General features: G+C 68.4%; 20 protein-coding genes. 14 read left to right on the top strand and 6 right to left on the bottom strand.

The annotated features are described in order from the left end of the window. The first annotated feature begins 41 nt into the window (after positions 1-41). From AC31A1_RS02285 to AC31A1_RS02220, 14 genes are all read left to right on the top strand, one after another. The gene (locus AC31A1_RS02285; protein WP_489651545.1) at positions 42-284 is read left to right on the top strand and encodes a hypothetical protein; all 243 of its coding nucleotides are present in this window, start codon (positions 42-44) and stop codon (positions 282-284) included. Next, the gene (locus AC31A1_RS02280; RefSeq protein ID WP_489651544.1) at positions 284-712 is read left to right on the top strand and encodes a hypothetical protein; all 429 of its coding nucleotides are present in this window, start codon (positions 284-286) and stop codon (positions 710-712) included. Before AC31A1_RS02285 ends, AC31A1_RS02280 begins: the two co-directional genes overlap by 1 nt. Before the next feature lie 12 nt (positions 713-724). Beyond that, on the top strand, positions 725-1,195 hold the full coding sequence (locus AC31A1_RS02275; RefSeq protein WP_489651543.1) for an XF1762 family protein: 471 nt from the start codon (positions 725-727) through the stop codon (positions 1,193-1,195). Positions 1,196-1,281: 86 nt separating this feature from the next. After that, a complete protein-coding gene (locus AC31A1_RS02270; RefSeq protein WP_489651542.1) occupies positions 1,282-1,869 on the top strand; it encodes a phage tail tube protein in 588 nt (195 codons plus the stop codon). A 101-nt stretch (positions 1,870-1,970) separates the two neighbouring features. Then, positions 1,971-2,492: a hypothetical protein gene (locus AC31A1_RS02265; RefSeq protein ID WP_489651541.1), complete on the top strand. Its 522-nt coding sequence runs from the start codon at positions 1,971-1,973 to the stop codon at positions 2,490-2,492. Positions 2,493-2,774: 282 nt separating this feature from the next. Beyond that, positions 2,775-6,827 (top strand): hypothetical protein, encoded by a 4,053-nt coding sequence (locus tag AC31A1_RS02260; protein WP_489651540.1) that lies wholly within the window; start codon positions 2,775-2,777, stop codon positions 6,825-6,827. Then, positions 6,814-7,752 (top strand): hypothetical protein, encoded by a 939-nt coding sequence (locus AC31A1_RS02255; RefSeq protein WP_489651539.1) that lies wholly within the window; start codon positions 6,814-6,816, stop codon positions 7,750-7,752. Before AC31A1_RS02260 ends, AC31A1_RS02255 begins: the two co-directional genes overlap by 14 nt. Before the next feature lie 119 nt (positions 7,753-7,871). Next, complete coding sequence (locus AC31A1_RS02250) at positions 7,872-8,843, top strand: hypothetical protein (protein ID WP_489651538.1); 972 nt, start codon at positions 7,872-7,874, stop codon at positions 8,841-8,843. 120 nt (positions 8,844-8,963) lie between these two features. Next, on the top strand, positions 8,964-10,052 hold the full coding sequence (locus tag AC31A1_RS02245; RefSeq protein WP_489651537.1) for a hypothetical protein: 1,089 nt from the start codon (positions 8,964-8,966) through the stop codon (positions 10,050-10,052). Between the two features lie 44 nt (positions 10,053-10,096). Next, positions 10,097-14,890: a hypothetical protein gene (locus AC31A1_RS02240; protein WP_489651536.1), complete on the top strand. Its 4,794-nt coding sequence runs from the start codon at positions 10,097-10,099 to the stop codon at positions 14,888-14,890. Between the two features lie 10 nt (positions 14,891-14,900). Then, a complete protein-coding gene (locus tag AC31A1_RS02235) occupies positions 14,901-15,284 on the top strand; it encodes a hypothetical protein (protein WP_489651535.1) in 384 nt (127 codons plus the stop codon). A 94-nt stretch (positions 15,285-15,378) separates the two neighbouring features. Next, positions 15,379-15,762, top strand: coding sequence for a hypothetical protein (locus AC31A1_RS02230; RefSeq protein ID WP_489651534.1), 384 nt, complete (start codon positions 15,379-15,381; stop codon positions 15,760-15,762). 815 nt (positions 15,763-16,577) lie between these two features. After that, the gene (locus AC31A1_RS02225) at positions 16,578-16,898 is read left to right on the top strand and encodes a hypothetical protein (RefSeq protein WP_489651533.1); all 321 of its coding nucleotides are present in this window, start codon (positions 16,578-16,580) and stop codon (positions 16,896-16,898) included. Between the two features lie 330 nt (positions 16,899-17,228). After that, positions 17,229-18,062 carry a hypothetical protein gene (locus tag AC31A1_RS02220; protein WP_489651532.1) on the top strand — a complete coding sequence of 278 codons (834 nt, stop codon included), beginning with the start codon at positions 17,229-17,231 and terminating at the stop codon, positions 18,060-18,062. 567 nt (positions 18,063-18,629) lie between these two features. Here AC31A1_RS02220 and AC31A1_RS02215 read toward each other — a convergent pair. From AC31A1_RS02215 to AC31A1_RS02190, 6 genes are all read right to left on the bottom strand, one after another. Beyond that, a complete protein-coding gene (locus AC31A1_RS02215; RefSeq protein WP_489651531.1) occupies positions 18,630-20,255 on the bottom strand; it encodes a DEAD/DEAH box helicase family protein in 1,626 nt (541 codons plus the stop codon). Between the two features lie 128 nt (positions 20,256-20,383). Then, on the bottom strand, positions 20,384-20,788 hold the full coding sequence (locus tag AC31A1_RS02210) for a hypothetical protein (protein WP_489651530.1): 405 nt from the start codon (positions 20,786-20,788) through the stop codon (positions 20,384-20,386). Positions 20,789-20,864: 76 nt separating this feature from the next. Further along, entirely contained in the window at positions 20,865-21,848 is a 984-nt protein-coding gene (locus AC31A1_RS02205; protein WP_489651529.1) for a hypothetical protein, read from the bottom strand. A gap of 143 nt (positions 21,849-21,991) precedes the next feature. Further along, entirely contained in the window at positions 21,992-22,789 is a 798-nt protein-coding gene (locus tag AC31A1_RS02200) for a P-loop NTPase family protein (protein WP_489651528.1), read from the bottom strand. 19 nt (positions 22,790-22,808) lie between these two features. Next, positions 22,809-23,786: a hypothetical protein gene (locus tag AC31A1_RS02195; protein ID WP_489651527.1), complete on the bottom strand. Its 978-nt coding sequence runs from the start codon at positions 23,784-23,786 to the stop codon at positions 22,809-22,811. Further along, entirely contained in the window at positions 23,783-24,073 is a 291-nt protein-coding gene (locus AC31A1_RS02190; protein WP_489651526.1) for a hypothetical protein, read from the bottom strand. The genes AC31A1_RS02195 and AC31A1_RS02190 overlap by 4 nt, the downstream gene beginning before the upstream one ends. Between the last annotated feature and the right edge of the window lie 32 nt (positions 24,074-24,105).

Below are 24,105 nucleotides of genomic sequence, written 5' to 3'. Positions count from 1 at the left end.
GCCCGCGACGCAAGCACCGCCGACCGCTCACAGTGCGCGGCATGACTACCAAGAACGTCACCAAGACCGCCGAGCCGGAGGCCCCGGCCGACGCGACTGCGGCCCCGGTCGAGGAGATCAAGACCGTCCACGTCACCGCTGTTCTGGGCGCGGAGATGGAGATCATCACGCTGTCGCACCACCTCAACATCGAGGGCACCAGCTACCTTCCGGGCGCCAAGGTCCGCGTGCCCGCTGACTACGCCCGCCGCCTGCGCTTGCAGGGCTACGTCGCCCGTACCTGATGGCCGCGCCGTACGAACTCGCCGACGCCGATCCGGTCTCGGCGGTACTCGCCTGGCTCCGTGAGCACCCGCGCGTGGTCGAGGCCCTGGGTGGCCCCGACCGCGTGTCCGGGGTCACCGAGGCTCCCTGGCCGCACCTGCGCGTCACTCATGGCCCCGGCGGGGACCTGCGCACTCTGGCGTGGGCGACGGAACCCGAGGTGACCTTGGAGGTGTACGGCGACCCCGGCGGCTGGCCGGGGCAAGCCGAACTCCGCCGGATCATCTTCGTCTGCGCGGCGGCCACGACGGAGCTGCCCGAGTCCCCGCACACACCTGGTCGTCCCGTCATCAGCGGGGTCCGGCCCTCCGGCACGCTCCTCTGGTCGCCGCTCGTCGACGGACAGCCCCGCTGGCTCCTCGGCCTGCTGGTCACCCTGCACCCGTAGGCGGACCTGGTTGTGGACGTTGACGACGAAGAGGTGCGCCTCCACCTCGTGCCGCTGCGGCAGAAGCAGGCGAAGGAGTTCGTCACCCAGTGGCACCGCCACCACCAACCGCCGCCCGGCGCCGTATTCACCGTCGGCGTCGCCGATCAGCACGGCGTACTGCGAGCCGTCGCGATCATCGGGCGCCCCGTCGCCCGTCACCTGGACAACGGCGAAACGCTGGAGGTCACCCGCACGGCGACGGACGGCGTCCGCAACGCCAACAGCATGCTCTACGGGGCCGCTTGGCGAGCGGCGCAGGCCCTGGGCTACTCGCGCTTGATCACGTATACGCAGGACGGCGAGAGCGGAGCCAGTCTCCGCGGCGCCGGCTGGCGGACCATCGCGCAGCGCCCGCCCCGCGGGGGCTGGCACTGTGCGAGCCGCCCTCGCACCCCTCGCGGTACCGAACACATCGCGCGGACCCTCTGGGAAGCGACATAACGTCTCCGGTTAGCGCGCGACGTTAGCTCCCTGCTCTCCCCAAGGTTCCGGGGCCCGATCACCGGACCCCCAGGGAGATGCCCGTCATGGCAGGCGAGACCGCCAACAACAACGAAATAGTCGTTCCCTCGCTCACCCGCGTGTGGCTGGCCGCAGTCGCCACCGCGGCGCCGGCCGACGCCACCGTCGCGATGCCCACCGGCTGGCGCGCCGTGGGGCTCACGACCGAGGACAGCTTGAAGTTCAACAACGAACCCAGCTTCGAACAAGTGCGCAGCGCCCAGTCCTCGTACCCGACCAGGACCTTCCAGACCCAAGATGCGTCGACGATCGAGGTCGATCTTCAGCAGTGGTCCGGCGACAACTTCCGGGCGGTGTACGGCGGCGGCGAGATCACCGAAGTCACCGGCCAGGACACCAAGAAGCACTACAAGTTCACGCCGCCCAAGATCGGCGGACGCACCGAGATCGCCGCGTGCATCGAGGTGATCGACGGCGGCAAGCACTACCGCTACATGGTCCCTCGATCCATGCAGATGGAAGGCGTCAACACCGAACTCGCCAAGACGAAGGAAGCCGTCCTGCCCCTGCGCCTGGCGGTACAGGGCGGCGACGACGCCGACGCCTGGTACGTGATCACCGACGACCCGAGCTTCGCCCCGACAGGCGGCTGACCTCTCGCGGCGGCGCGCGACGCAAGGCCCACGGGCCTGCCAGTGTCCGCGCGCTGCCGCACCCCGCGACTCAGCCCGCACACACGAGAGGCAAGCTCTTCATGTCCTTCGTCATCGACCTTGACGCCGCCGAACGCCGGGAAGTCCAGCACCCTCACGGCATCCCGATCAAGTACCGCGACCAGCAGTTCATCTACCCGTCCGAACTGCCGGCCAAGGTGCTCGACCCGCTGCTGTCCGAGGACCTGGACCTGGTCGGCCTGCTCCGCGACGTCGTCGAGGCCAGCGAGAACCCGACCGCGTCGGTCGTCATCGACCTTGTCTTCAAGCGCCCCAACCTGCCCCGGCGGTTCGTCGAGGCGATCTACGAGGTGCACCGCATCCTCTTGGGCAAGGAGGAGTACGAGCGGTTCGAGGCACTGGGCCCCTCCCTCCCCGCGTACGTCCGCCTCACCCTGGGCCTGATCAAGGTCTACGGGGTTGACCTGGGAAAGTCCTTCGGACTGGGCGACTCCTCCGAGAGCGATGGGGAGACGTCGAGTCCGACCTCAGCCGATTCCACCACGGGCTCGACGCCCGAGGAATCTGGCGACAGCCAGGAGAACACGGCTTCATCGGACTGAGGCGTCTGATCGTCCTGATCGACGGCCTCCCCGAGGAATCCCGCGTCCAGTCAGCCCAGATCAACGGGTGGACCAAAGAGACGGAACTCCTGGCGCAGCTGATCGAAGAGGTCAGCATCCTGGCCGCCGACCGGCGACGTGACGAACCGACGTCCATCCCTCGCCCGTTCAACCCCGCCGACGCCGCTCCTCAGCGGTCCGGCGCGCAGCCGCAGCCCGCCCCCCAGCTCACGGGGCACCGGCAGATGCTCGCGGCTGCGATGCAGAGAGGAATGGTTCGCAGTGGCTGAGGGCCTCCAGGCTGGCCGCCTCGACGTGCCGGTCGCGGCCGACCTCACCGGGTTCGCGCGTGAACTGCGCACGAAGATCGAGGCTGCCGCCGAGGGCCTGGCCGTAAAGGTCAAGGTCAAGGTCGACTCCAAGGGCCTGCGCAAGAGGCTTGAGACCGTCGTCAAGGAAGCGTCGAAGGGCGTCACAGCCACGGTCAAGATCAAGGTCGACGACCAGCGGCTCCGTGCCGAGCTGGACAACATCGCGCGGCGTATCGCCGGTACGGACGTCCGGGTGCCTGTCCGGCCCGACGGCGACTCGGACAGCCGTAGCCGCAACGGCGGCCTGGTGTCAGGTGTCCGCGACCTGATCCGCGGCGCGCAAGGCGAAGCCGACCGCACGCCGGTCAACGTGCCGGTGCGGATGCGGCTTCCGCGCGGCCGTGGGTCGCTGCGGATGCTCGGTATCGGCTCTCTACTCTCGCTCGCGCAACCCGCTGTCGCACTGCTCACCCAGTACGGCGCCGGGCTGACCGCGCTCGTCTCGGCAGCCGCGCCCGCCGTCGGGGTGCTGGGCGCGATACCCGGCATGATCGTCGCGGCCGGCACCGCGGCGATCGGCACGAAGGTCGCCTTCAGCGGGTTCGGCGAGGCCCTGACCCAGACCCTCAAGGCCCAGCAGCAGGCCGCGTCCGGGGCCAAGCAGACCGAGGCCCAACAGCAGGCTCTGGCACAGTCCCTCGAAGGGCTCTCCGTCTCCGCCCGCGAGTCGGTCACGACGGTCGCCAGCCTGAGCGGTGCGTGGCGCAAGATGCGCCAGTCCGTGCAGGAACGCTTCTTTTCTCAGGTCTCCGACGAGATCAAGCCTCTCTCGTCCTCCGTGCTGCCGCTCCTGCGGGATTCGCTCGGCGACACCGCGGGGCAGATGGGCAACCTGGCCAAGCGCGGCGCGACGTTCATGCAGAGCGGCCCGTTCCGCCGCGACTTCAAGAAGATCGCGGACACCAATAGCACGGCCGTCGGCCACATGACCGACGGGCTCGCGAATCTCGGGCACACGACCCTCGACTTTCTGGTGGCCTCCGGCCCTTTTGTCGAGCGGGTCAGCAGCGGCGTTGAGAGAGTCACGCAGTGGGCGCGGGCCTCCGTGCAAGCCGGGCGAGAGACCGGTTCCCTTGCGCGTTTCCTTGATCACGCCGGGGACAAGGCTGCCCAACTCGGCCGCTCCACCTGGGATCTCGTCAAGGGGCTAGGAGGCGTCGGGAAGGCGGCGCAGGAGTCCGGGAACGCCCTGCTCGACGGGTTCGAGGGCACCATGACCCGGTTCAACCGGTGGGCGAACTCGGCCAAGGGCCAGACGTCGATGCGGGACCTCTTCTCGGACGCCGCGCCGACGTTCCATGAGCTGAACCTCCTTGTCGGAGACTTCTTTCGTGGCCTGGGGCGGGCCTCGAAGGACAACGGCGTCACCGACCTGATCCGGCAGATCAGGACCGAGCTGATGCCATCGCTCGGGACGTTCTTCAACTCCATCGGGCACTCCATCGGGCCCGCGCTGATCAGCCTCGTCTCCAACTTGGCTACCGCGATCGGCAACTTGTCGGCGGCCGGCAGCGGGCTCGGCGTCTTGCTGGTCACCTTCAATGGGCTGCTCCACGTCTTCAACAGCCTGATGAGCGTGGTCCCCGGCGCGAACACTGTGCTGGCCACGTTCCTGGGCACGCTGCTCGCCCTGAAGATCATCACGAGCGTCGCGGGGATGCTGCGCAACCTCGGCACGCAGGTGCGTACCGCGGGCACCGGATTCACGACGCTGGGCGCGACGGTGCGGGGACAGCTCGGCCCCGGCGTGATGGGCCCGCAGATCACAACGTGGCAGCGGATGGGCCTCGCGTACCGCAACGCCTCGCAGGAAGGCGGTCGGCTCAGCGGCACCGTCCGCGGCATCGGTGCGGCGAACCGGGTCGCGTCGAGCGCCATGGGCGGCATGGTCTCCGCGCTCGGCGGGCCCCTCGGTATCGCCATCGCCGCCACCACGATCGGCCTCGGTCTCCTGGCTTCCCGGCAAGAGGACGCCGCTCGCGCGGCCAAGGCCCACGAGGAGCGCATCGACCAGCTCACGCAGGCCCTCACGGACTCCGGCGGTGCCATCGACGCGAATGTCAGGGCCGCCGCCGCGCAGCTCTTGCAGGACACCGAACTTGCCGATGGCAAGGGCAAGTTGGTCGACATGATGAGGAAGGCCAAGGTCGATCTCGGCGAGTTGACGAACGCCTACCTCGGGCAGGGCACCAGCCTGGAAGCGCTGGAGAAGGAACTCCAGGCCACTGCGGACGCGCACGAGGAATGGGCCATGACCACGGCCGGCGCGGTACAGGGCTGGGACGACGAGGGTCTGGCCGCGATCCGCGCGAAGAACGCGATCGGCTCCGTGCGCGGCGAACTGGAGACCAGCCAGAAGAAGCACAAGGAACTCTCCGATGCCATCAACGGCAGCGGCACCACCGGCACGAGCGCGTATGACCGCCTCCAGTCCGCCGTCCAGGGCTTCGCCGACAAGACCAAGACCGCCGACGACCGGGTCGACGCCCTCAAGCGGGCTCTCGACGCTCTCAACAACAACACGGATTCCTTCCACGACGCGACGGCCCAGCTCAACTCCGTGATGCTCCAGATCGACGACACGATGAAGAGCAACACCGACCGGGCCGAAGGCTGGGGCAAGGCGCTCGTCGACAGCGATGGCCTGGTGAACACGGCCTCCCGCAACGGCCAGACCCTCAACAGCCAGCTCACCGAGTTGCGCGACTCGATGCTCGGCGTCGCCACGAAGGCGCAGGAGGCCGCGGAACAGGGCCTGATGCCCATGTCCGACGCGATGGACAAGAGCCAGGGCGCCATGGAGAAGGCCCGAGCGAAGGCCATCGAACTCGCCCGGGACATGGGCATCCCGAAGGCCGAGGCCAAGGCACTGGCTGACCAGATGGGATTCGTACCCGCGACCATCACCACACTGATCACGGCTCAGGGAATCCCGGAGGCGACAGCTGAACTCCTTGGCCTGCGCAGCAAGTTGGAGAGCATCAAACCAGGCAAGTCGATCCAGATCACGGCGCCGACCATCGCGGCCCGGAACCAGATCGAGGCTTTGGGCTTCAAGGTGCAGCGCATCCCGGGCAGCAAGAACATCACGGTCACGGCGCCTACGGGCGCAGCCCGCGTGAACATCGCAGCCCTGGCAGAGGACATCGCCGCGGCGCCGGACAAGAAGCGGGTCACCGTCCAGGCGATCATCAAACAGGCAGCCGGTGACCTCAAGAGCGTCCAGGACAAGGTCGCGGGTCTACCCAAGGGCAAATCCATTGACGTCAAGGCGCCGACGAAGACCGCCCAGGCCGCGCTGAAGGATCTCGGATACAAGATCCGGACCGTCGACGGGTCAGCCGGCAAGACGGTCCGGATCACCGCCCCGAACAAGCTGCCCATCGCCCAAGTCCAGGCGATTCAGGGGAAGATCAACAGCCTCACGGGCAAGACCGTCACCGTCACCATCCGGTACACGACGCAGGGCAAGCCGTACGTCTCCGAGCACGCGGACGGCGGCATCGTGCGGTACGCCAACGGCGGCATCCGCCGCGCCGGCAACCGCATCAGGGCGTTCGCGGCCGGAGCCGAGCGGCATGTCGCGCAAATCGCCCGGCCGGGCGAGTGGCGGTTGTGGGCGGAGCCGGAGACCGGGGGCGAGGCTTACGTGCCGCTCAGCGCGGCTAAGCGAACCCGGTCGAAGGCCATCGTCGAGCAGGTGGTGCAGGAGTTCGGCGGCGTCGTCGCGTGGGCGAACGGAGCGTTGCGCCAGTACGCCGATGGCGCGGTGACCATCAACCGCGGCACGCGAGCATCCGCGCCTCGTGCCTCCGTCCCGCAGGCCGCAAGGACCGCCGCCCTCGTCGGTGGTGACCTCAACCTCACAATGGCCAGCCGCCCCATGAGCCCGGGGGAGGCACTGGGCGACGCGATGTTCGAGCTGCGCCGGATTCGACTGGGAGGTGCGTATGCCACCGGCTGAGGGCGAGTGGAAACTCACGTACGGCGCGAACGGCGTGCATCCGGGGGCGAGTTTCACCTTCGGGACCTTGCGGAGCGGCTATTACCTGCTCGAACCGTTCGAGATCAAGGACTCCGATCCGACTACGGGCGACACCCCGCTTCCGCGGGAGGACGGCGTCCGGCTGGGTCAGGACTTCACCACCGGCGCCACGATCACGTTCGAGGTTGGTGTCGACACGGTCGACGCCGGGAGTGACCGGATGACCCGGCACGGCGCCAATCTGGATGCGGTATCCGTCATACGGCAGGTCTGGGATGCGCGAGCGGTCCGCGCACGCATGGCCACACCGGCGGTGTTGTCCACAACGCAGGGCGGTCGCGCACGTCGGTGGTACGGACGGCCCCGGCAGTGCGCACCGGCCGCGTCCCAGCTCACTCGGCAGGGATACACGCCAGTGGTCGCCAACTTCGCGGTGTCACATACGGGTAGCTTCGACGAGGTCGAGCAGACCGTTCGCGTGGACATGGCCCCGCCGCCCCACCGCGGACTGGTGGGGCCGCTCAAGTCGCCCCTCACGATGATCGGCGAGGGAGCTGTCCGCGTCCCGGGGCAGATAGACGTGAGCGGCAATCGCCCTGCGTGGCCGGTGATCAACATCTACGGGCCGATCTCGCAGCCGGTGTGCGAACTCGTCAGCCAGTGGAAGCTCCAACTTGACCTGACTCTTAAGGCGGGCGAGCGGGTCACCGTCGATCCGCGGCCGTGGGTCCGCACGGTGCTCAAAGGCAGCGCGAGCGTGGCCGGCCTGATCACCCGGAAGTCTCCGCTGCTTGAGGACCTGCTCATCCCGCCCGGTCGGCAAGACTTCGTGCTCCGCGGAACGGACGCCACTGCCACGGCGTACATGACGGTGGCCTGGCGGGATGCCTACGCCTACCTGTAGATGCCCAAGATCAATCCTGCCCAGTTGAGCAAGCTGTCCGGCGCCAGGAGGCGACGTAAACGGCTGTCCCTCGTAATCCTCCGCTGTCCGCCCAGAGGCCGTCAGCAAGGAGGATGAAGATGTGGGACAGCGTGCCCTGGTTCACCGAGGGAAGTGCTGAGCACAGCAGCGAGGTGGCGCGGCTCCTGGCGTACGCCGCGTTCGGCGGGGCGGAGGGCGTCGTCGGCTCCGGGGACCTGGCGGTGAAAGCGTTGTCGTCACCGGCCGCCCAGGTACAGGTCCGACCGGGAGCGTGTGCCGTCCTCAACCGGGCCGCGGGCGCGACGTATCAGGCGTACGCGGGCCGACTGCCCGCGTCGGACACGGTGAACATCGCTGGGACCGGTACGTCCGCGCGCTCGGACCTGATTGTCGCCCGGGTGGAGAACCCCTACTCCTACGGGGAAACCTGGCCCAACCCCACCGATCCCACTATCGGCCCGTACATCTTCACCCGGGTGGTTTCCGGGGTGCCGAAGACGACCACCAACGTCCGCGAGGTACGTCCCACCGACTCGGCCATCGCCTTGGCCCGTATCGACATCCCGGCGGGAACCTCGTCGATCACACAGGCAATGATCAAGGACCTGCGGGACATGGTCAGCCCGCGCCGGGACCGGCGCCTCTACACGGCCTTCCCCGGCGACCTGTCGACGCTCGCCTACTCCGACGCCAAGTGGCACAACTGGCCGGGCGCGGCGAGCTGGGACATCGACGTGCCGTCGTGGGCGACCCGGGCCAAGCTCGTGATCACGTTCGCGGGCTTCCGCATGACGAAAGCCGATGTGTACGCGCGGATGCAGACCAAGTTCGGTTCCCTCCTCGGGCAAGACACCGGCATCGACGACGACCAGGGCGCCAACACCCGGCGTTCCACCATCGTCCTCGCCGACAACTACGCCATCACCAGCGCGCTGCGGGGTACGACGCAGACCCTCTCCGTGCAGACGTACATGTACAAGAGCCCGACCGGCGACGTGTCCGTCGACGCCAACACCTCGATCATCGCCGACGTCGAATTCGTCGAGCACCCGGACGAAGAGGAGGTGTGAGCTGTGCCGACCGGGTGGCGGTTCATCGCGCAAGATGCGCTGACGGAGGAGGTGTTGGACTGGCAAGTGCCGTTCACTCTGTCCTCGAATCCGACGCGCGATCTGTCGGGGCCGGGAGCGATGGCAGGAACGGTCGAGCCGGAGTACGCGCGGCTGCTCGGTCCGGATGGCCAACCGATCTTGCAGGAGTGGGGCACCAAGCTCTACCTGGAGGTGGACGGCGATCTCCGGTGGGGCGGTCTTGTCACCAAGACCGCGTACGACGGAGCGCAGGCCACGATCTCCTGCGAGGGCTTCGCGTCGTACCCGCACGGCATCCCGTTCGAGGACCACATCATCTCCGGGAAGCTGATCACCCCGAAGGACCCGTACGCGGGTAAGGACAAGAACCACGACGGCTACATCGACGGGAGCAGCCCGAAGCAGAAGGTGCCGGCAGCGCCGAAGCCGTACGGCGGTCCGCGCGTGGACGTCTTCGACGCATTCCGGAAGGTCTGGTCTCACGTGCAGTCCCGGCCGCACGGGGATGTCGGCCTGACCCTGGACACGCACGACAAGGGCGAGCTGCTGGGCGCGAAGGACGGCAGCGACCCCTGGGAGCTGGCCTGGTGGGACAACCCCGACTGCGGGCAGACGCTGGACACGCTGGTCAGCCAGTACCAGTTCGACTGGATGGAGACCCACACCTGGAAGGACTCGACCAGCAACACGATCATTCACAGGCTGCGCTTGGGCACACCGCGCCTCGGCCGGAAGCGCAGCGATCTCCGTTTCGCCCAAGGCGAGAACGTGGTCGCCATCGCCAAACCGGAGGGCATGGGCGAGGACTACGCCGATGAGGCCATCGTCCTGGGAAAAGGCGAAGGCCAGAAGATGAAGCGGGCGCAGGTCGTGGGCAACCGCGGTCGACGGCTGCGCAGGGTGGCGACCGTCACCGACAAGACGCTCGCCTCGGATTCGGCGCTCCGCAAGCGCGGGCAGAAGGAACTCGCGGGCCGTACCGCCGCATTGCAGATCCCCGCCATCCAGATCGTCGACCACCGCAATGCCGAGTTCGGCGCATGGTCCCTCGGCGACGACATCCGCGTGCAGGTCCACGTGCCGTGGGTCGGGGACATCGACGTCTGGCACCGGATCGTCTCCGACGAGATCAGCGCGAATGGGTTCGTGACCCTCACCTTGAAGCGCTCCGACAGCTTCCACTACTGATCAGGACGCGACACTAGCCACGCAGGCGCCGACCATCCGGCGCCATGGTCAATTTCCTGGACAACCAGTCGGACGCCAAGCGCTTCGCGGCGCTGCTGGCCGACTACGACCGGCGGCTCCAGGCCCTCGAACGCACATCCAAAGCCGCCTACACCTCCATCGAGGGCGGCACGCTCGACATCTACACCGATGACGGGCAGCTTGCTGGTTCGGTCGGGGTCCAGCCGGACGGCGGTATCGCGCTCGTCCCCGATGCCACAGCCGCCACGGTGCCCCCCACCCCTGGCCCCCCGGTCGTGACCTCAGCGCTCTCCGGCCTGGTCGTCACCTGGGACGGTTGGTGGGACGACTCCGACGCTCCGCCGTCGGACTTCGCAGCGATGCAGGTGCACGTCGGGCAAACCACCGACTTCACCCCCGATGTCACCACGCTGGGCGCAGCGATCACCGACGTCTCCGGCGGAAGCGTCACGATCGCGCTGGAGGGCTACACCGAGCGGTGGGTGCGCCTGCTCGCCATCACCACGGCCGGGCTCACGGGCTCCCCTTCAGAAGCTGCGTCAGGCACGCCCCGACAGGCCGTGGAACAGGATCTCCTCGACGGCATTGTCTCGGAGGTCAAGCTCGCTGAGGGCGCCGTAACGGAGGCCAAGCTCGCGCTGGAAGCGATCTCCAGCGAGAAGATCCAGCAGGGCGCGATCAACGATCTGCTGCTCGCCGACGACGCCGTGACGGCCGCCAAGCTCGCCGCCGGCGCCGTGAACGCCACCGCGCTCGCCGACGGCGCGGTCCTCGAAGACAAGCTGGCCAAGTCCGCGGTCACCCTCTCCAAGATCGCCTCCGGCGCGGTGACCCTCAACGCGCTCGGGGGCGCGCTCAGCGACTCGGCGAGCCAGCGCTATGTCGACGCGATGGGCGACGCCGCGGCCTGGACGACCATCACCAAGGGCAGCGGGGCCTCCTGGACACACGTAAGCGGCGTCACCGACGCCCCGACCGGGCAAACCGTCGGCCAGGCATCCGGCTTCGTCCAGCAGCGCGGCACGACCCTCATCCCCTACGAGCCGGGCGTCCTGTACCGGGTCAGCGCCCGGCTCAGGCTCACCGCGGCCACCTCCGGCTCGGACACCTTCTACGTGGGCGTGCTGGGCGTCGGCGCGGACCAGACGACGCTGGTGAACCGCAACGGTGCGAACAGCGCCAACTCGCACTACTACGTGGCCGCGTCCGGGCAGACGATCACGACGTCGAGCGGCTGGGTCACCGTCGTCGGCTACCTCAAGGACCGGGCCGCCGCCGGGGCGACCGGTGCGGCCGGGCCGAACACCGACCCGCGCGCGGCGGGCCTAGTCCACGCCGACGTCCGGTTCGTCTCCCCGTACCTGTGGCTGAACTACAACGCGGTGGGCGGCGGCGCCTCCGCGAGCGTCATGCAGGTCGACGCGTTCACCATCGAGGCCCTCAAGACCGGCCTGGTCGACTCCAGCAATCTGGTCGCCGGGAGCGTGACCACCGCGGCGCTCGCGACGGACTCGGTGACCGCAGGAAAGATCGCCGCGGACGCGATCAGCGCGCGGGAACTCCAGGCCAACTCGGTCACGGCCCTGGAGCTTTCAGCAGGTTCGGTCACTGCGCAGGCCGTGGCAGCGGGCGCGATCACCGCGGACAAGCTGACCATCGTCGGGGGTTCCAATGTCCTCTCCGACCCGTCCTTCGAGGGCTCCTACAGTGCCGGTCTCGTCGCGAGCAGCACCGTCTTCTCCGTCGACTCCACCGGCAACAACTCCGCGAAGTCGTTGAAGGTCAACGCGGTCGCCACGGCCGCGACCACCCGCTCCCTGAAGATCACATCCGTCCCCATCCTGGCGGGCGATCAGCTGTATCTCGCCTACGACTACCTCACCAGCAGCGACTACACGGCGACCGGCATGGTCAAGCTCTACGCCAAGTGGGAGGACTCCGCAGGGACAACGCTGGGCTGGGGCGTCGCCCAGCCCGCCACGCTCACCGTGGGCGGCACGACCTGGACCCGGGTCTCCGGCACCGTCACCGCACCTGCCGCCACAGTCCAAGCCTCCATCTGGGCCGAGTCGTACCAGGCAGCCGCCGGCAGCCTGTGGTTCGACAACGCCGCCGTCCGCCCGGTCATAGGCGGGGTGCAGATCGCGGACGGTGCGATCACCACGCCCAAGATGATCGCCGGGTCAATCCAGGGCGACCGGATCGCCGCCGGTTCGCTGGCCGCCGACCGGATCGTCTCCGGCTCGATCACCACGAGCCAACTGTCGGTGACCACCGCGGCGTCCGTCGTGCAGAAGCTCTACGACGCCGGAGCGGACGCCGCCCGCTGGCGGACCGCAGGCTCCAGCACCACCACCGCGACCACCCTCACGAACCTGACCTCCGTCCAGGTCACGGACGCCCAATCCGGCGGGTACGTGATGCGGGCCGTCGGCGCGGTCAGCGCCTGCTGGCGGCCGGACATCCTCATCCCGTACGACTCGGCCGTCCTCTACCGCGTCAGCGTCACCGTCCGGCAGACCGCCGCGGGCTCGGACACCACCCAGCAGCGGTTCTACTTCGGGGTCGCCGGGATTGCCGCGGACGGCACGACCCTGGTCAACACGTCAGGCAGCGCGTCGGCCGGCTCCCAGCACTACGTGGCCGCCGCTGCGCAGAACCTGACCGCGGGCGGCGGCTGGCAGCGCTTCACCGGCTACCTCAAGGGGTACGCGGCCTCGGGCGCGACCGGCACCACGTCCGCCGCCGCGTCGCCGACGTCGCCGGGCGTCCTGCACGCCAACGCTCGCTACATCAGCCCGGTGTTCTACGCGAACTACTCCGGCGGCACGGGCACCACCGAGATCGGCATGATCACGGTCGAGGTGATCGAGACCGGCGCCGTCCAGACCGTGAACATCGCGGACGGCGCGATCACCACCCCGAAGCTGATCGCCGGCGCCGTCACCGCGGACAAGCTGACCGCTCTCGCGGTGACCGCGGAGAAGATCGCCGCTCTGGCCGTCACAACGGACAAGCTGAACGCGCTGGCCGTGACTGCGGACAAGCTCGCCGTGAACAGCGTGACGGCGACCGCCATTGCCGCGGGCGTCATCGACGCCACCCACATCAAGGCTGGCTCCCTCACCGCCGACCGGCTCGCGATCGGCACCGGGGGCGAGAACTTGATCGCCGACCCCAGCTTCGAGGGCGCGGTCAGCGCGCAGCGTGTGTCCGGCTCGACAGCTATGTCCCTCGTCACCGGCGGGAACGGGACCGCGAAGGCGCTGCGCCTGGACGCTACGTCAGGCGTCGAGCCGACGCTCGTCGGTCCGATCTCCGCCGTCCCGGGGCAGAAGGTTTACCTCGCGGTCGACTACTACGCCTCCACCGACTGGGTCGGGGACCGGATCAGCATCTACGCCGAGTGGCGCGACGCCTCCGGCACCCCGCTCGGCTACGCGGTCATCACCACAGGCACCGGCAACGCCGTCCTCGGCTCCTGGACACGGATCTCCGGCATCGCCGACGTAGCCGCACCGGAGAACACGGCGCAGGTCGTCGTACGGCTCAAGTCGGTCACCTCGACGGCGGGCAGCGTTCTGTGGGACAACGCCGTCGCCCGCTACGTCACCGCGTCCAGTTCGTCCGGCCAGCGCGCCGAGCTGTCCCCGCTGGGCGTCCAGCTCTTCGACGCCGACGGCAACGAGGCCGTGTCCCTCATGACCGGCCGCCCCAACTACCTGACCCTGGCGGCCGACAGCGTGCCCGTCGCCACAATCGACCAGGACGGCAACGCCGGATTTCAGTCCCTGGCCATCGCCGACGGGCTGACCATCGGCGGCGACGACATCGCCACCATCCTCGACCAGCGGCCCCGCGGCATCCTCTCGTACGGCGTACCCGCTACCACGGTGACCTCGACCGGCACCGAGATCGGCTTCTATGAGCTGCCCGCGACGATCGAGTCCGGGCGCATGTACAGGATCACGTTCCAGGCGACGGCCGACTTCGACTACTACAACGACGGCGAAGCCCGGATCTACCTGCGCGACGGCGGCACCGTGTCCCCCACGATCACCTCGACGCTGCGCCACATGGTGATCATGACGCCCAGCCACACGGGCCGGTACTGGAAGGCCGACCTGGAGTACATCGTCCCCGGCAGCACGCTCGGTGCCGGACTGCACCGGTTTCTGCTCTCGTTCTTCAACGAGGGCGGCACCAGCGGCCAGACCATGGAGTTGGGCCTGCCGACCACCGGTCGCTCCTGTTTCTTCGTCGTGGAGGACATCGGAGCCGCCGTACCGAAGACCGGTGTCTACAACACCGGCGGTGGCACCGCCGATCCGCCCATCGTGCAGTACACGAAGACGTACTCGGCGACCTGGTCCGGCTCGTACTCGGCCCGCGGCTCCTACAACTCGTACTGGGGCAACTCCTGCTACCAGGGCTACTACTCGTCGACCAACGGCATGCAAGCCAGCTTGATCGGCTTCCCGTCGTCCCTGGCCACCGATCTCTCGGGCGCGACCATCCAGAAGGCGTCGCTCTACCTCTACTTCGATCACTGGTACTACAACACCGGCGGCAAGGCAGTGATCAAGGCACACAGCCACACTGCACGCCCGTCGACGTTCTCCAGCGACTCCGAGTCCATGACGATCTCCTGGGCCAAGAACGTCGGCAAATGGGTGGACATCACGTCGGTTTTCGACTCAACGAAGTGGAGGGGCATCGCCCTGGACCCAAACACCTCTGGCCTGACCTACTACGGCCGCGCGCGCGGCTACGGACAGACCAACCCCCCGAAACTACGTGTCACCTACACCAAGTAAGGAGCCCGGCATGCCCTCCCTACCGCTTTCGCTGTCCGATATCTGCGCCCTGGCCTGCGAGCCGTCTTTACTACCTCGCGTCCGTGCTGCCATCGCGATCGTGGCCCAGGAGGTCATCGCGGAGGACTCGGCCACAACGGGATACCCGCTGCGCTGGAGTCTTGCCCGCACGATCCTCAGCCCGACAGAGGCCCAAGCGGCGTCGATGATGGTCGGCCTCGTCGTAACGCCGGATCTGCTCACCGCTGCCGCCGGAGCGGGGTCCACCGATCCCGCGACCATGGCGGCGGCAATCACCGACCAGCAGATCATTGACGCCGTCCGCGGCGGATGGGGCGCGGTCGCCGGCGTGAACCCGAGCAGGGCCGCCGAGTCGGCGCAGGCGACGACGTAAGGCCCGGGAGTAGTGCAGTGTGCCGGACTGCGGGAGCCGGGGCCTCACGGCCCGGCTCCCGCGCACCCGTGACCAACCAACCGAGGGAGTGCCAGTGGATCGGCTCGTCTCGCTGGCGCCCGTACTCGCTCCTCTCTTCGGGATGCTCGGCGCACTGGGCGGCGCGTGGCTGGTGTACCGGCAGAACAAGAAGAACTCCGAGGCGACCGCCATCAAGAGCCTCACCGACGGCTTCACCAGCCTCCTCGAACAACAGCGCGCGTCAACGAGCCAGACCCTGGAGCGGATGACCACGCTCGAAGCGCGGTACGACACCCTGGAGCGCCGTGTCGAGCATCTGCAGGAGGAGCAGCGGCAGTGGCGCCGTTGGAAGGCCGCCGCGATCGACTACATCCACGACCTGCGCGACCTGGTCCGCGACGTGCTGAACCGCCCGGCCCCCGAGCCGCCCGACGAGATCGCCGCCGACGTCGAATAAGCCGCTTCTTCCAGATCTTGCCCGGCCATTGTCAGTGCGCGGGCGGAGAATCGGCGGATGGCCTTCGAACCGACGGCGGCCGGCGAGTCCGCAATCCTCGCCACTGCCTTACGCGCGCACTGTCCGAGACCCGCTTCGCCTTCACCGGCCTAACCGGCAAGGAGGCAACCGAACTCATCACCCGGGCGGTCACGGGGTGGGCGAAGGCGTCAGGCTGGAGGAGCAGGTGGGAAGCACCGATGCGCTACATCGACCCGCCTCGCAGGATGGACGGGGGCTGCCGCATCTACTGGTCGCCACCCTGGTCCGCCTACCTGGACCTTCGTCTGATCCGCAAGGACAACCCCCCAGTCGCTGTGGAGATCGATCGTGAGGACGACAGCACCGCCGTGGATAAGCTCCGCGACGAAGCACTCCGCGGGCGCCCCGCGGTATGGGTCCGCTGGCACGGGGCGCTGCGTGCCGAACTCCCAGCCGGTGTCGCCCGCCTTCACCTGCCGACGCGGTCCAGTCGCTCTCCCGTCCGGTATTCACTGGCTCCGGTCACAGACGGGGCAGCTATCACCCTCGGCGGGGCCGTCACTCCCGAGGCCCGAGCGGACGCCCTGCACCGAGACCAACAGCGGAAGGCGCAGGAGAAGCACGCTGCCAGCCTCCCCCGGGACCTCGGCCCAATCCGCTGCTAGAGGCTTCGGCGCGGTGATCACGAAGGAATGGATCGAGCGCTGATCCACCTAGTCCAGCACGCGACGCAAGCCCTTGGCCCCCCGGATGCTCTGCCCTTCACGTTCTCCAACCAGAAGGGCAGAACCCCTATGTCGACCCTCGACTCGATCACCACCGGCGCCCAGGTCGGCGCCGCCCTCCCCCTGCTCACTGCGATCGTGCAGCGCCCGGCCTGGTCGGCGAGGGCGAAGAAGGTGGTCGCCGTCGTCGTCGCCCTGGTCGCGGGCATCGCCACCGTGACAGCGTCCGGCGGACTGGAGCAGTTCCAGCACGGCGCGCTCACGTCCGCCACGCTCGCCGCCGTCCTCGCGGCCTCGCAGACGACGTACGACCTGATCTGGAAGCCGAGCAAGGTCGCCCCGGCGATCGAGTCGATTACCAGCCCGAAGCGTCCGGAACAGGCCGGGTAGCACCCTAGGCGTCGGCCCGCCGGAATGCCGGCGGGTATCATCCGCACCAAGGTGGCCGCTTCGCCGCCGAACTCACTGCGTCGAGGGCTGCTGCTGGTTCTGGAGTTTGGGTCTTCCCTTTCCTCCGGGGTCTTACAGCAGACAAACAGTCCGAGACCACTGCGCGCGTGCAGAGCGCCCAGGGCCGGAGAGCGGTTGCTCCTGCGACGACCCGGCACACGGAGTGGGTTCGGTTGCGAGGCGGCCATCGCGTACTACGCACGAGCCGCCATGCGCGGAACACCGCGGCTTGAGAGCAGCGAGCCGCCCCGACCAGGAGGAACCGCGGGGATGTCCGACGCGCAGCCACCTGCCGAGCAGATCACGGCAGAGGTCGAGCGCCTGAAGGAGATGTCGCACCAGGCGTTCTTCACGGCGTGGACCACATACGTACAGGGCGGCACCGACAAGCGGACCCCACGCGAGGTGCAGGCTGCCGCCTTCCGCTCTCGGGACTTGGCCACTCGAACACTTGCCACAGCCGATCGCGCCGCCCGCGAACTCAAGACGGTCATCGAACGCAACGACGGCGAGTCCAAGCGCGACTACCAGACCCGCATCACCGACTTCCGGACTCAGCTCCAGGTCGCGCGGGAGCCCATCGTGGCCGCGGTCGAGGAACTCTCCTGGGACGAGGCCGAGTATCTGGCACAGCTCAACGACGAGGCGTTCGCCGAGGAGTGGTCGTCTTTCGTTCAGGCCGTCGCTGGCAACGCGCGGACCGGCCGCGATTATGTCCTGGGCCTGGCGTTCCGTTCCCCAGAGGTAGCGCCACGCACTCGGGCGCTGGCCGTGCAGATGCTGCGTACCCCTGAGAAGTTCCTGCCGGCCGTGAAGGGTGAGTCGCGCACGTCGCACGAGGCGCGGGTCACGCAGCTCCGGTCGCGGTTGGAGGCCGAGCTGCGGTTCCTGCAGTACACCTTGAACTACCTGGAGGCGCGGTGGGGGCGAATGCCGAGCGCGCCGAATTACCGTCTCCAAGCGATGCGACTCCTCGCCGAGAAGTACCCCGAGGAGTTCTCCGAGTTGCGCAGCGCGGTACGCGTCGACGCGCAGAAGGCGCGCGCGCAGGTGCGCCAGGAGCGACGGACGGCGCGTCGTAGGCAGGCGCGCCCGGCAAGCTGACGGCGCCACCTGTGTGCTCGGCGCGCCCGGCTCGGGCGCGCCTTTCGTCATGCCCGAGCGCGCCCCCGTCGCGGTGGCGCGCTCGTTCGGCGCGTCCGCGCCACCATCCGGTCGAGTCCCGTCCGCGCCACCGTGCTGTGGCGGCAGCAGGGTCCAGCGCGCCATACCCAGGTGCGCCGGGCAAAACCGCAGGTCACCCTGTGGCGCGCTACCTGAGGACGCGCGCGCCTGGCGCGGGGTGCCACTCGGAATGGCACGCCACCGACGGTACGGCGCGCCATTGCCGGGCGCGCCGAACTGGGTAGGCGCGCCCCCGAAGGCTCATGGTGTGAAGACGCGCTCCGCGGTAGTGCCGGCGGCGCGCCCAGCCCGGCGCGCGCCGCCGCACCGTCGGCGCGCCACGGCGCGCGGCCTGTGATGGGACAGCGCTCGCCAAAGGCGCGCCCTCGCGGTGGCTGGAGTCGCGTGGCGCGCCTCGTCAGATGATGTGACGTGATGCGAGGGCGCGCCCACCGTCCCGGCCAAGAGTGGATCAGGCGCTCTCGGAGCGCGTCACAGCACGTCACCTCACCCGACCGTGGCGAGGTCGCTGTAGAGCGTCGAGAACATGTCGGCGATCTTCAGCTCCGGCTTTCCCGCGAGCCGGTAGGCGTTGGCGATGTCCCGCTCGCCACGCCCGTCAAGGAGTTCGATCACCGTGGGACGGTGATCGACGACGTACTTCCGCAGCCTGGTCATCGGCGGCGGCATCCCCTCGTCCGGCCCGGAGACCGGTGCAAGGTGCTCTTCCATCGTCACGCCCAAGATACGGGCCTGGATCTCCGCTTCGGTGAGCAACACCGCCATCACCTTGTTCACGCGGTTCGTCTGGGTGGGCTGAGTCCGGGCGCGGGGGAGATCCTGCGGCTCCTCGGCTTCGCTGACCTCCTCGGGGTGCTCAGCGACGGGCGGCTCGTCGGCCGGGTCCGGGGGCGGCGGCGCGCCCTCCCCAATCGGGTCAGGCACGCCGTCCGGGTCCGGGGGCGCGCTACCGTCGCCCTGTTCGTCGCCGGTCGTCTCCTGCTTGCTGCCGGACTGCTCGCTGCCTCCGCCCGTGTGGGCCTGCTCCGCCTTCGCCTTGAGGTGGTCCAGGGACTTGGTGATCAGCTCGTCGGCACTCATCACGCCCCAGGCCGTGTCCGTCTTCACCGCCCTGAGGGTGCGACGGCCGTGATCCTCTCGGACCTCTCGCAGTGCCGATTCCGGGTCGGTTGGGTGCATCAGGGCGTCGCGGATCAGCTTGGCGGCCTGCTCACCGTTCAGGCCCGGGGCCTGCCGGACGGGCTCCTGGCTCGGGGCCGACTGCTGGGCCTGCTGGCCGTGCTCCAGCAAATCGGCGTCGGGGCGCAGTTCGGACACGGAGCGGGACTCGACAGCGTCTTGCAGGCCGAGGCGGCGCAGCAGGGCGTCCACGGTGAAGTCGGTGAACCGTTGGGTCTCGCCGGACTGGATCTGCATGTGCAGGCTGCGCACGCCGGTCAGCCAGGCTTCGCCGATGGCGTGGAGTTCCACGATCGCGTCGACGGCCGCGGGCAAGTTCTTCTCCGCTTTCACCTTGCGAGTGGTGTTCCTGGTGGGCTTGTCGTTCTCGAAGGCCGTCACAACCTCCTGGCGCGCGATCAGCAGGACGGGGCCAGGGTGACGGCGCAGCAGCCACAGAAATTCACCCCACCGATCCTTGGCCCGGTTCCACAGATCGGGGTCGATGACCACCGGGGCATCGAGGGTTGGCACGCGGGAGCGGTCTCGCTGGGCCTTGCGGATCGCCCGGTTGCGCGCGTACATCGCGATCTCGTCGCTGAGCATGTCCCACATCGACGTCCCGGAGTCGACGATGAGCAGGTTGGGCTTACCGTCGGCGCGGGGCTGGTGGTTCACCCAGCGGATCGAGTCAAGGATGTCTTGGTACGAGCCGTCGTGCGGAACGATCTCGTAGTCGGCGCCGGGTACACGGCCGTAGTAGTCAGCCGTCCCCTCGGTGCCGCCGATCTCTATCCAGTACGACTGGCCGATCAGGTCGGAGCCGGTGCCGCGCGCGGCCTCGAAGCTCTTGCCGGTCTTCTCCGGGCCGGTGAGCAGGATGATCGGGGGGTTCGGCTTGCCGGTGGGCTTCCGGCTCTTTCGGGTGCGCTGGGGCACGGTGATTCCAGCCACGGAACGGGGCCTTTCGCTTCGGGTCTTCCGGGTTGCTCTCCCGGATGCTGCGGCGCGCAGGGCCTTAGCTTCTCGCCCTGACGTTCGCTGTATTATTTTAGCGTCTCTGGAGGCAGAGAAACAATCCGCTACAGCAGGTCAGATACCGGATTCTGCACGGCCGGATCAGCGTCCTCGCGGTGGATCTGGTACCAGGCGTCCAGAGACCGCGCATCGTCGTCGACCCCGTCGAACGCTTCTGCCGGCGCGGCCTGCCACTGGTTGACGGCGTCCTCGTACTCGGCCCGTACGGTCTCGGCATCCCGCCGGTTCAGGGCCTGCGTGATCTCCTCCCACGATGCCCCGGCCAGTGCCTCGCCGAGCACGACCAGGTCGACCAGTTCGTTGGCCAGAACCCTCAGTCGCCGGGCCCCCTCGATCCGTTCACGGGTGCTCGCGGCCGAACTGATGCTGCCTACGCCCTGCCGGGCGAGGTCAGAGAGATCGCGGTGAGCGCGGGCGGCCGTGAATCGGGCAAGGATCTCGGGGGTCATGAAAGGGTCCGATCGTGCCAGCGGCGGGCGCCCCTAATCGGGAGCGCCCGCCGCAAGGTCGTGCAGGTGCGGAACGTCAGGATGCCTGAGCGGACCCGTTACCGGCTGCAAGGCCGTCCATGTCCACACCGTCGCCCCGCTCTTCCTGCTTCTCTGCCTGGTACCGGGACTTGAAACGGGGGCCGACGTTCTTCCGGCCGTTCTGTGGACTCTGCCCCACTCGGCGGCCGAGCTGCGTCGGGTTCAAATCCCCGCGTGGGCCGAACCGATGGTGCTCGCCAGCGTCCATGGCCGCCTTGTAGATGGCGTACAGCTCGTCTTCGGACACGACCTCCACCGGCTCGTTATCCGGCGCCTCCTCCGGCTCCTCTTCAGCCTGCTTCTGCTCGGTCGGCTCAGGGTCCTCAGCCTGCTTCTGCTCGGGAACAGGTCCCTTGGACTTCTGGGCGGGGATCTTTACCTCGGGGCGCGGCGGCAGTGTCTTCCGTTGCGCCGCTGGAGCAGGCGCCCCGGAGTCGAGCAGTGCTCCGGTCCCGTCCGCATCGACCCAATCCGAGCCCGCGCCACGCGCGCGGACGAATCCGGAGATGTGCAGCCCGAAGCTGCCGCCAAGGGGCACCATCGCGGCGACGGCACTGCCGACCGCGTACACGTACACCCGGTTCTCCGCCATCACGGTCGGCGCACCGCCGGCACTGAACCACTCGGAGAGCGCGATCACGGCATGGCCGACGTTCGCGGCGATCGATATGCACAGCAGGAACGCGAAGATGCACCACAGCGACCAGTAGTAACCGCCCTCGGCGCCCTTGTCCGTGCGCTTGCGGATCGAGGTGACTGCGCCTGCGTTGAACGCGAGGAGCAGTTCCAGGGAACCCGCCATCGCCGCCGCCGCGAGGGTGGGGAACCCAATGAGCGTTCCGGCCCAGTGGAGTTGGTAGAGGGAGGCGAGCATCATGCCGAAGCCTGCGGCGGCGGCTCCGATGCGGAGGTTGCGGTGCCAATCTCGCAACTCCCGCTCGCCCTGCGTGATCGCACGTACGGTAGGCAACTTGGGCAAGACACTCCCCTTTTTCGTTCGGGTCTTCCCAAGGACCTATGCTCATCGGTCCTCAGGCTGCCCAAACGATATAGGGTCTCGCGCCCCCCGCGCTGCTCCCCATCGTCAGATGGCCCGTCATCACCGCCTCGGAGCTGGAGAGTTCACCAGTCCAGCGGCTTGCGGGGCGTACGCCGGTCCGGCCCCACGACCTTCGCCAGATAGGCGCGGTCCTCGATGCGGGACAGCAGGCGCTCGCCGAGGACGGAGACGATGCCGTCACGCCGCAAGTTCGTGGAGAACGCCGTGGGCCTGCCTGACGCCAGGCGAGAGCCGATCAGGTCGGTCGTCTCCCTGCGGACGAACTCCGTCTGCACACCGTCCATCTCGCCGCACAACTCGTCGATGATCAGCAAGTCAGGGTCTTCGACATGCCGCGTACGGACCGTGTAGGAACTCATGCCGTCGGGCCCGCCGTCGGGGCGGCGCCAGGAGAGGTAGGTGGCGTGCTGCACGAATCGCACGAGCAGCCCTCGGGCGCTGGCCTCGTTCCCGAGCGCGGCGACCGCCGTGGTCTTCCCCGAGCCGATGTTCCCGGAAACGATGAAGTGCATCGTGCTGGGCCGCGCCTGTTTCCTCTTCGCCTCAACGAGCGAGTCGAGCCACCCGTTCAGCGTCTGCGGGCGTTGGTGGTCGTCCAGGTCGGCGAAGCGCCACTTCAGATAGTCGTCGTGCGCGGCCCTGCGCATGCTGTTCGTCCAGGCGAGACTGCGGGCGTGGGCCTGCGGCACGGAGACGTCCTCCCACAGCTCCACGTCGTCTTCCCCGTCCGGGGCGGGCACTCCGAGCTGGGACAGGTCTGCGCCTCCGCGCTTGAGGGCCGAGATCATGCGGTCCGTGATCTCGAACAGCCGCTTCGGCTCACGCTCGGGGACAAAGCGTTCGGCTGCCAGGGTGCTCACTGCTCCTTCTCCTCTCGCGTCAGGCAGGGACGATGCCGAACGCGGCATCGTCGTCAAGGTCGTTGGGGGTGATCGGGACGCCCGTGGCGCCGGTACCCCAAGTGGCGGCATCGCTGTAGGGCGCGGGGCGCCCGCCGTACTGGGCGGGCATCGGCTTGTTGTTCCGCTCGTCGCTCAGCGCTCGTTGAAACTGGTGGGCCGTCGGGAAGTGGACACCGGTGCGCTGGAACGCCTTCGCGACTTCGCGTTGGGTGTAGTCGGCGTCCAGGGCCTGTTGGCTGAGCTTGACGAGCGCGAAGTACCAGCCGGACTTCTTGTTGCCCGCGTAGGGGCCGAGGTGCTGCTTGGCGTGGTCGTAGTACCAGGTGGCGACTTCCTGGGCGGGCGTCTTCTCCTTCGCCGTGGCCCCCTTGTCCTCCGCGTCCGGCGTATCGCTCTGCCCAGCCCGCTTCTGCGCAGCGGAACGGGCGGCGGCCGGCGGGGTGACACGCGGCTGCTTCTTCGCCTTCGGCTCGGGCTCCGGAGTGGCCTCTGTGACTTCCTCGTCCGGGGAGACCGAGTCGGAGTCGGATGCGAAACCGTCCGGGCCGAGGGTGCCGTCGGGGTAGCGGACGCGGAACGATCCGTCCTCCTGCTCGACAACAGGGATGTCCAGCTTGCCGCCGAAGGTGACGTAGTCCTGGGCCCATTGCTCGTTGGCGTACTCGCTGATCGCTGCGCCCATGGCCGTCTTGCCGTCGAGGAACCGACGCTTCTCAAGTCGGTAGTAGCCGTGTGCGGCAAGTTCATGGAGGGCCTTACGGACGGCATCGCGTCCTTCGCGCCCTGCACCGCGAGCAAGTTGTTCGGAGCGCACGTTCCAGCCATCGTGTTGGTCGAGGCAGTACGTCAGTAGGCCGAGTGCGCGGTAGCTGACGCGCGTGTCGCGGGCGGTCTTGGACTCGACCTGGACGAAGTGGGAGCGCCTGTTGCGGCGCACACCGCTGCGATTGGTCACGCTGCTGCCCCGCTCGCCGTCTCGTGCGGCAGCCGGAAGTGGGTGTGCCACGTCTTGCGTCCGTGGGCGCCCATCTCATACACGCGTCGGGACTCAGCCATGCACGCGTCGCGGAGTTCGGAGAGGGGCTCACGAGCCTGGTGGTTGGTCAGGTTGCACGCATCAGCGACGTCCTGGACGGTGACCCAACCGCCGTCGCTCTCCAAGACGAGGTAGCAGTACAGGCGGAACGCACGGTCGGATATCCCTTCGGCAAGTGCCGGGACAAGGTTGGTGCGGGTGGACAAGGCGATGGTCCTTAGAGGAGGGGCCCGGCCGT

Source organism: Streptomyces sp. P5F9 (genome assembly GCF_057961495.1).
This window is presented reverse-complemented; position numbering and strand designations above follow the sequence as displayed.

What these genes read in the sequence shown, in the direction of transcription:
- AC31A1_RS02285 (WP_489651545.1), top strand. Translation starts at nt 42, where the DNA reads ATGACTACCAAGAACGTCACCAAGACCGCCGAGCCGGAGGCCCCGGCC.
- AC31A1_RS02280 (WP_489651544.1), top strand. Translation starts at nt 284, where the DNA reads ATGGCCGCGCCGTACGAACTCGCCGACGCCGATCCGGTCTCGGCGGTA.
- AC31A1_RS02270 (WP_489651542.1), top strand. Translation starts at nt 1,282, where the DNA reads ATGGCAGGCGAGACCGCCAACAACAACGAAATAGTCGTTCCCTCGCTC.
- AC31A1_RS02265 (WP_489651541.1), top strand. Translation starts at nt 1,971, where the DNA reads ATGTCCTTCGTCATCGACCTTGACGCCGCCGAACGCCGGGAAGTCCAG.
- AC31A1_RS02255 (WP_489651539.1), top strand. Translation starts at nt 6,814, where the DNA reads ATGCCACCGGCTGAGGGCGAGTGGAAACTCACGTACGGCGCGAACGGC.
- AC31A1_RS02250 (WP_489651538.1), top strand. Translation starts at nt 7,872, where the DNA reads ATGTGGGACAGCGTGCCCTGGTTCACCGAGGGAAGTGCTGAGCACAGC.
- AC31A1_RS02245 (WP_489651537.1), top strand. Translation starts at nt 8,964, where the DNA reads ATGGCAGGAACGGTCGAGCCGGAGTACGCGCGGCTGCTCGGTCCGGAT.
- AC31A1_RS02240 (WP_489651536.1), top strand. Translation starts at nt 10,097, where the DNA reads ATGGTCAATTTCCTGGACAACCAGTCGGACGCCAAGCGCTTCGCGGCG.
- AC31A1_RS02235 (WP_489651535.1), top strand. Translation starts at nt 14,901, where the DNA reads ATGCCCTCCCTACCGCTTTCGCTGTCCGATATCTGCGCCCTGGCCTGC.
- AC31A1_RS02225 (WP_489651533.1), top strand. Translation starts at nt 16,578, where the DNA reads ATGTCGACCCTCGACTCGATCACCACCGGCGCCCAGGTCGGCGCCGCC.
- AC31A1_RS02220 (WP_489651532.1), top strand. Translation starts at nt 17,229, where the DNA reads ATGTCCGACGCGCAGCCACCTGCCGAGCAGATCACGGCAGAGGTCGAG.
- AC31A1_RS02210 (WP_489651530.1), bottom strand. Translation starts at nt 20,788, where the DNA reads ATGACCCCCGAGATCCTTGCCCGATTCACGGCCGCCCGCGCTCACCGC.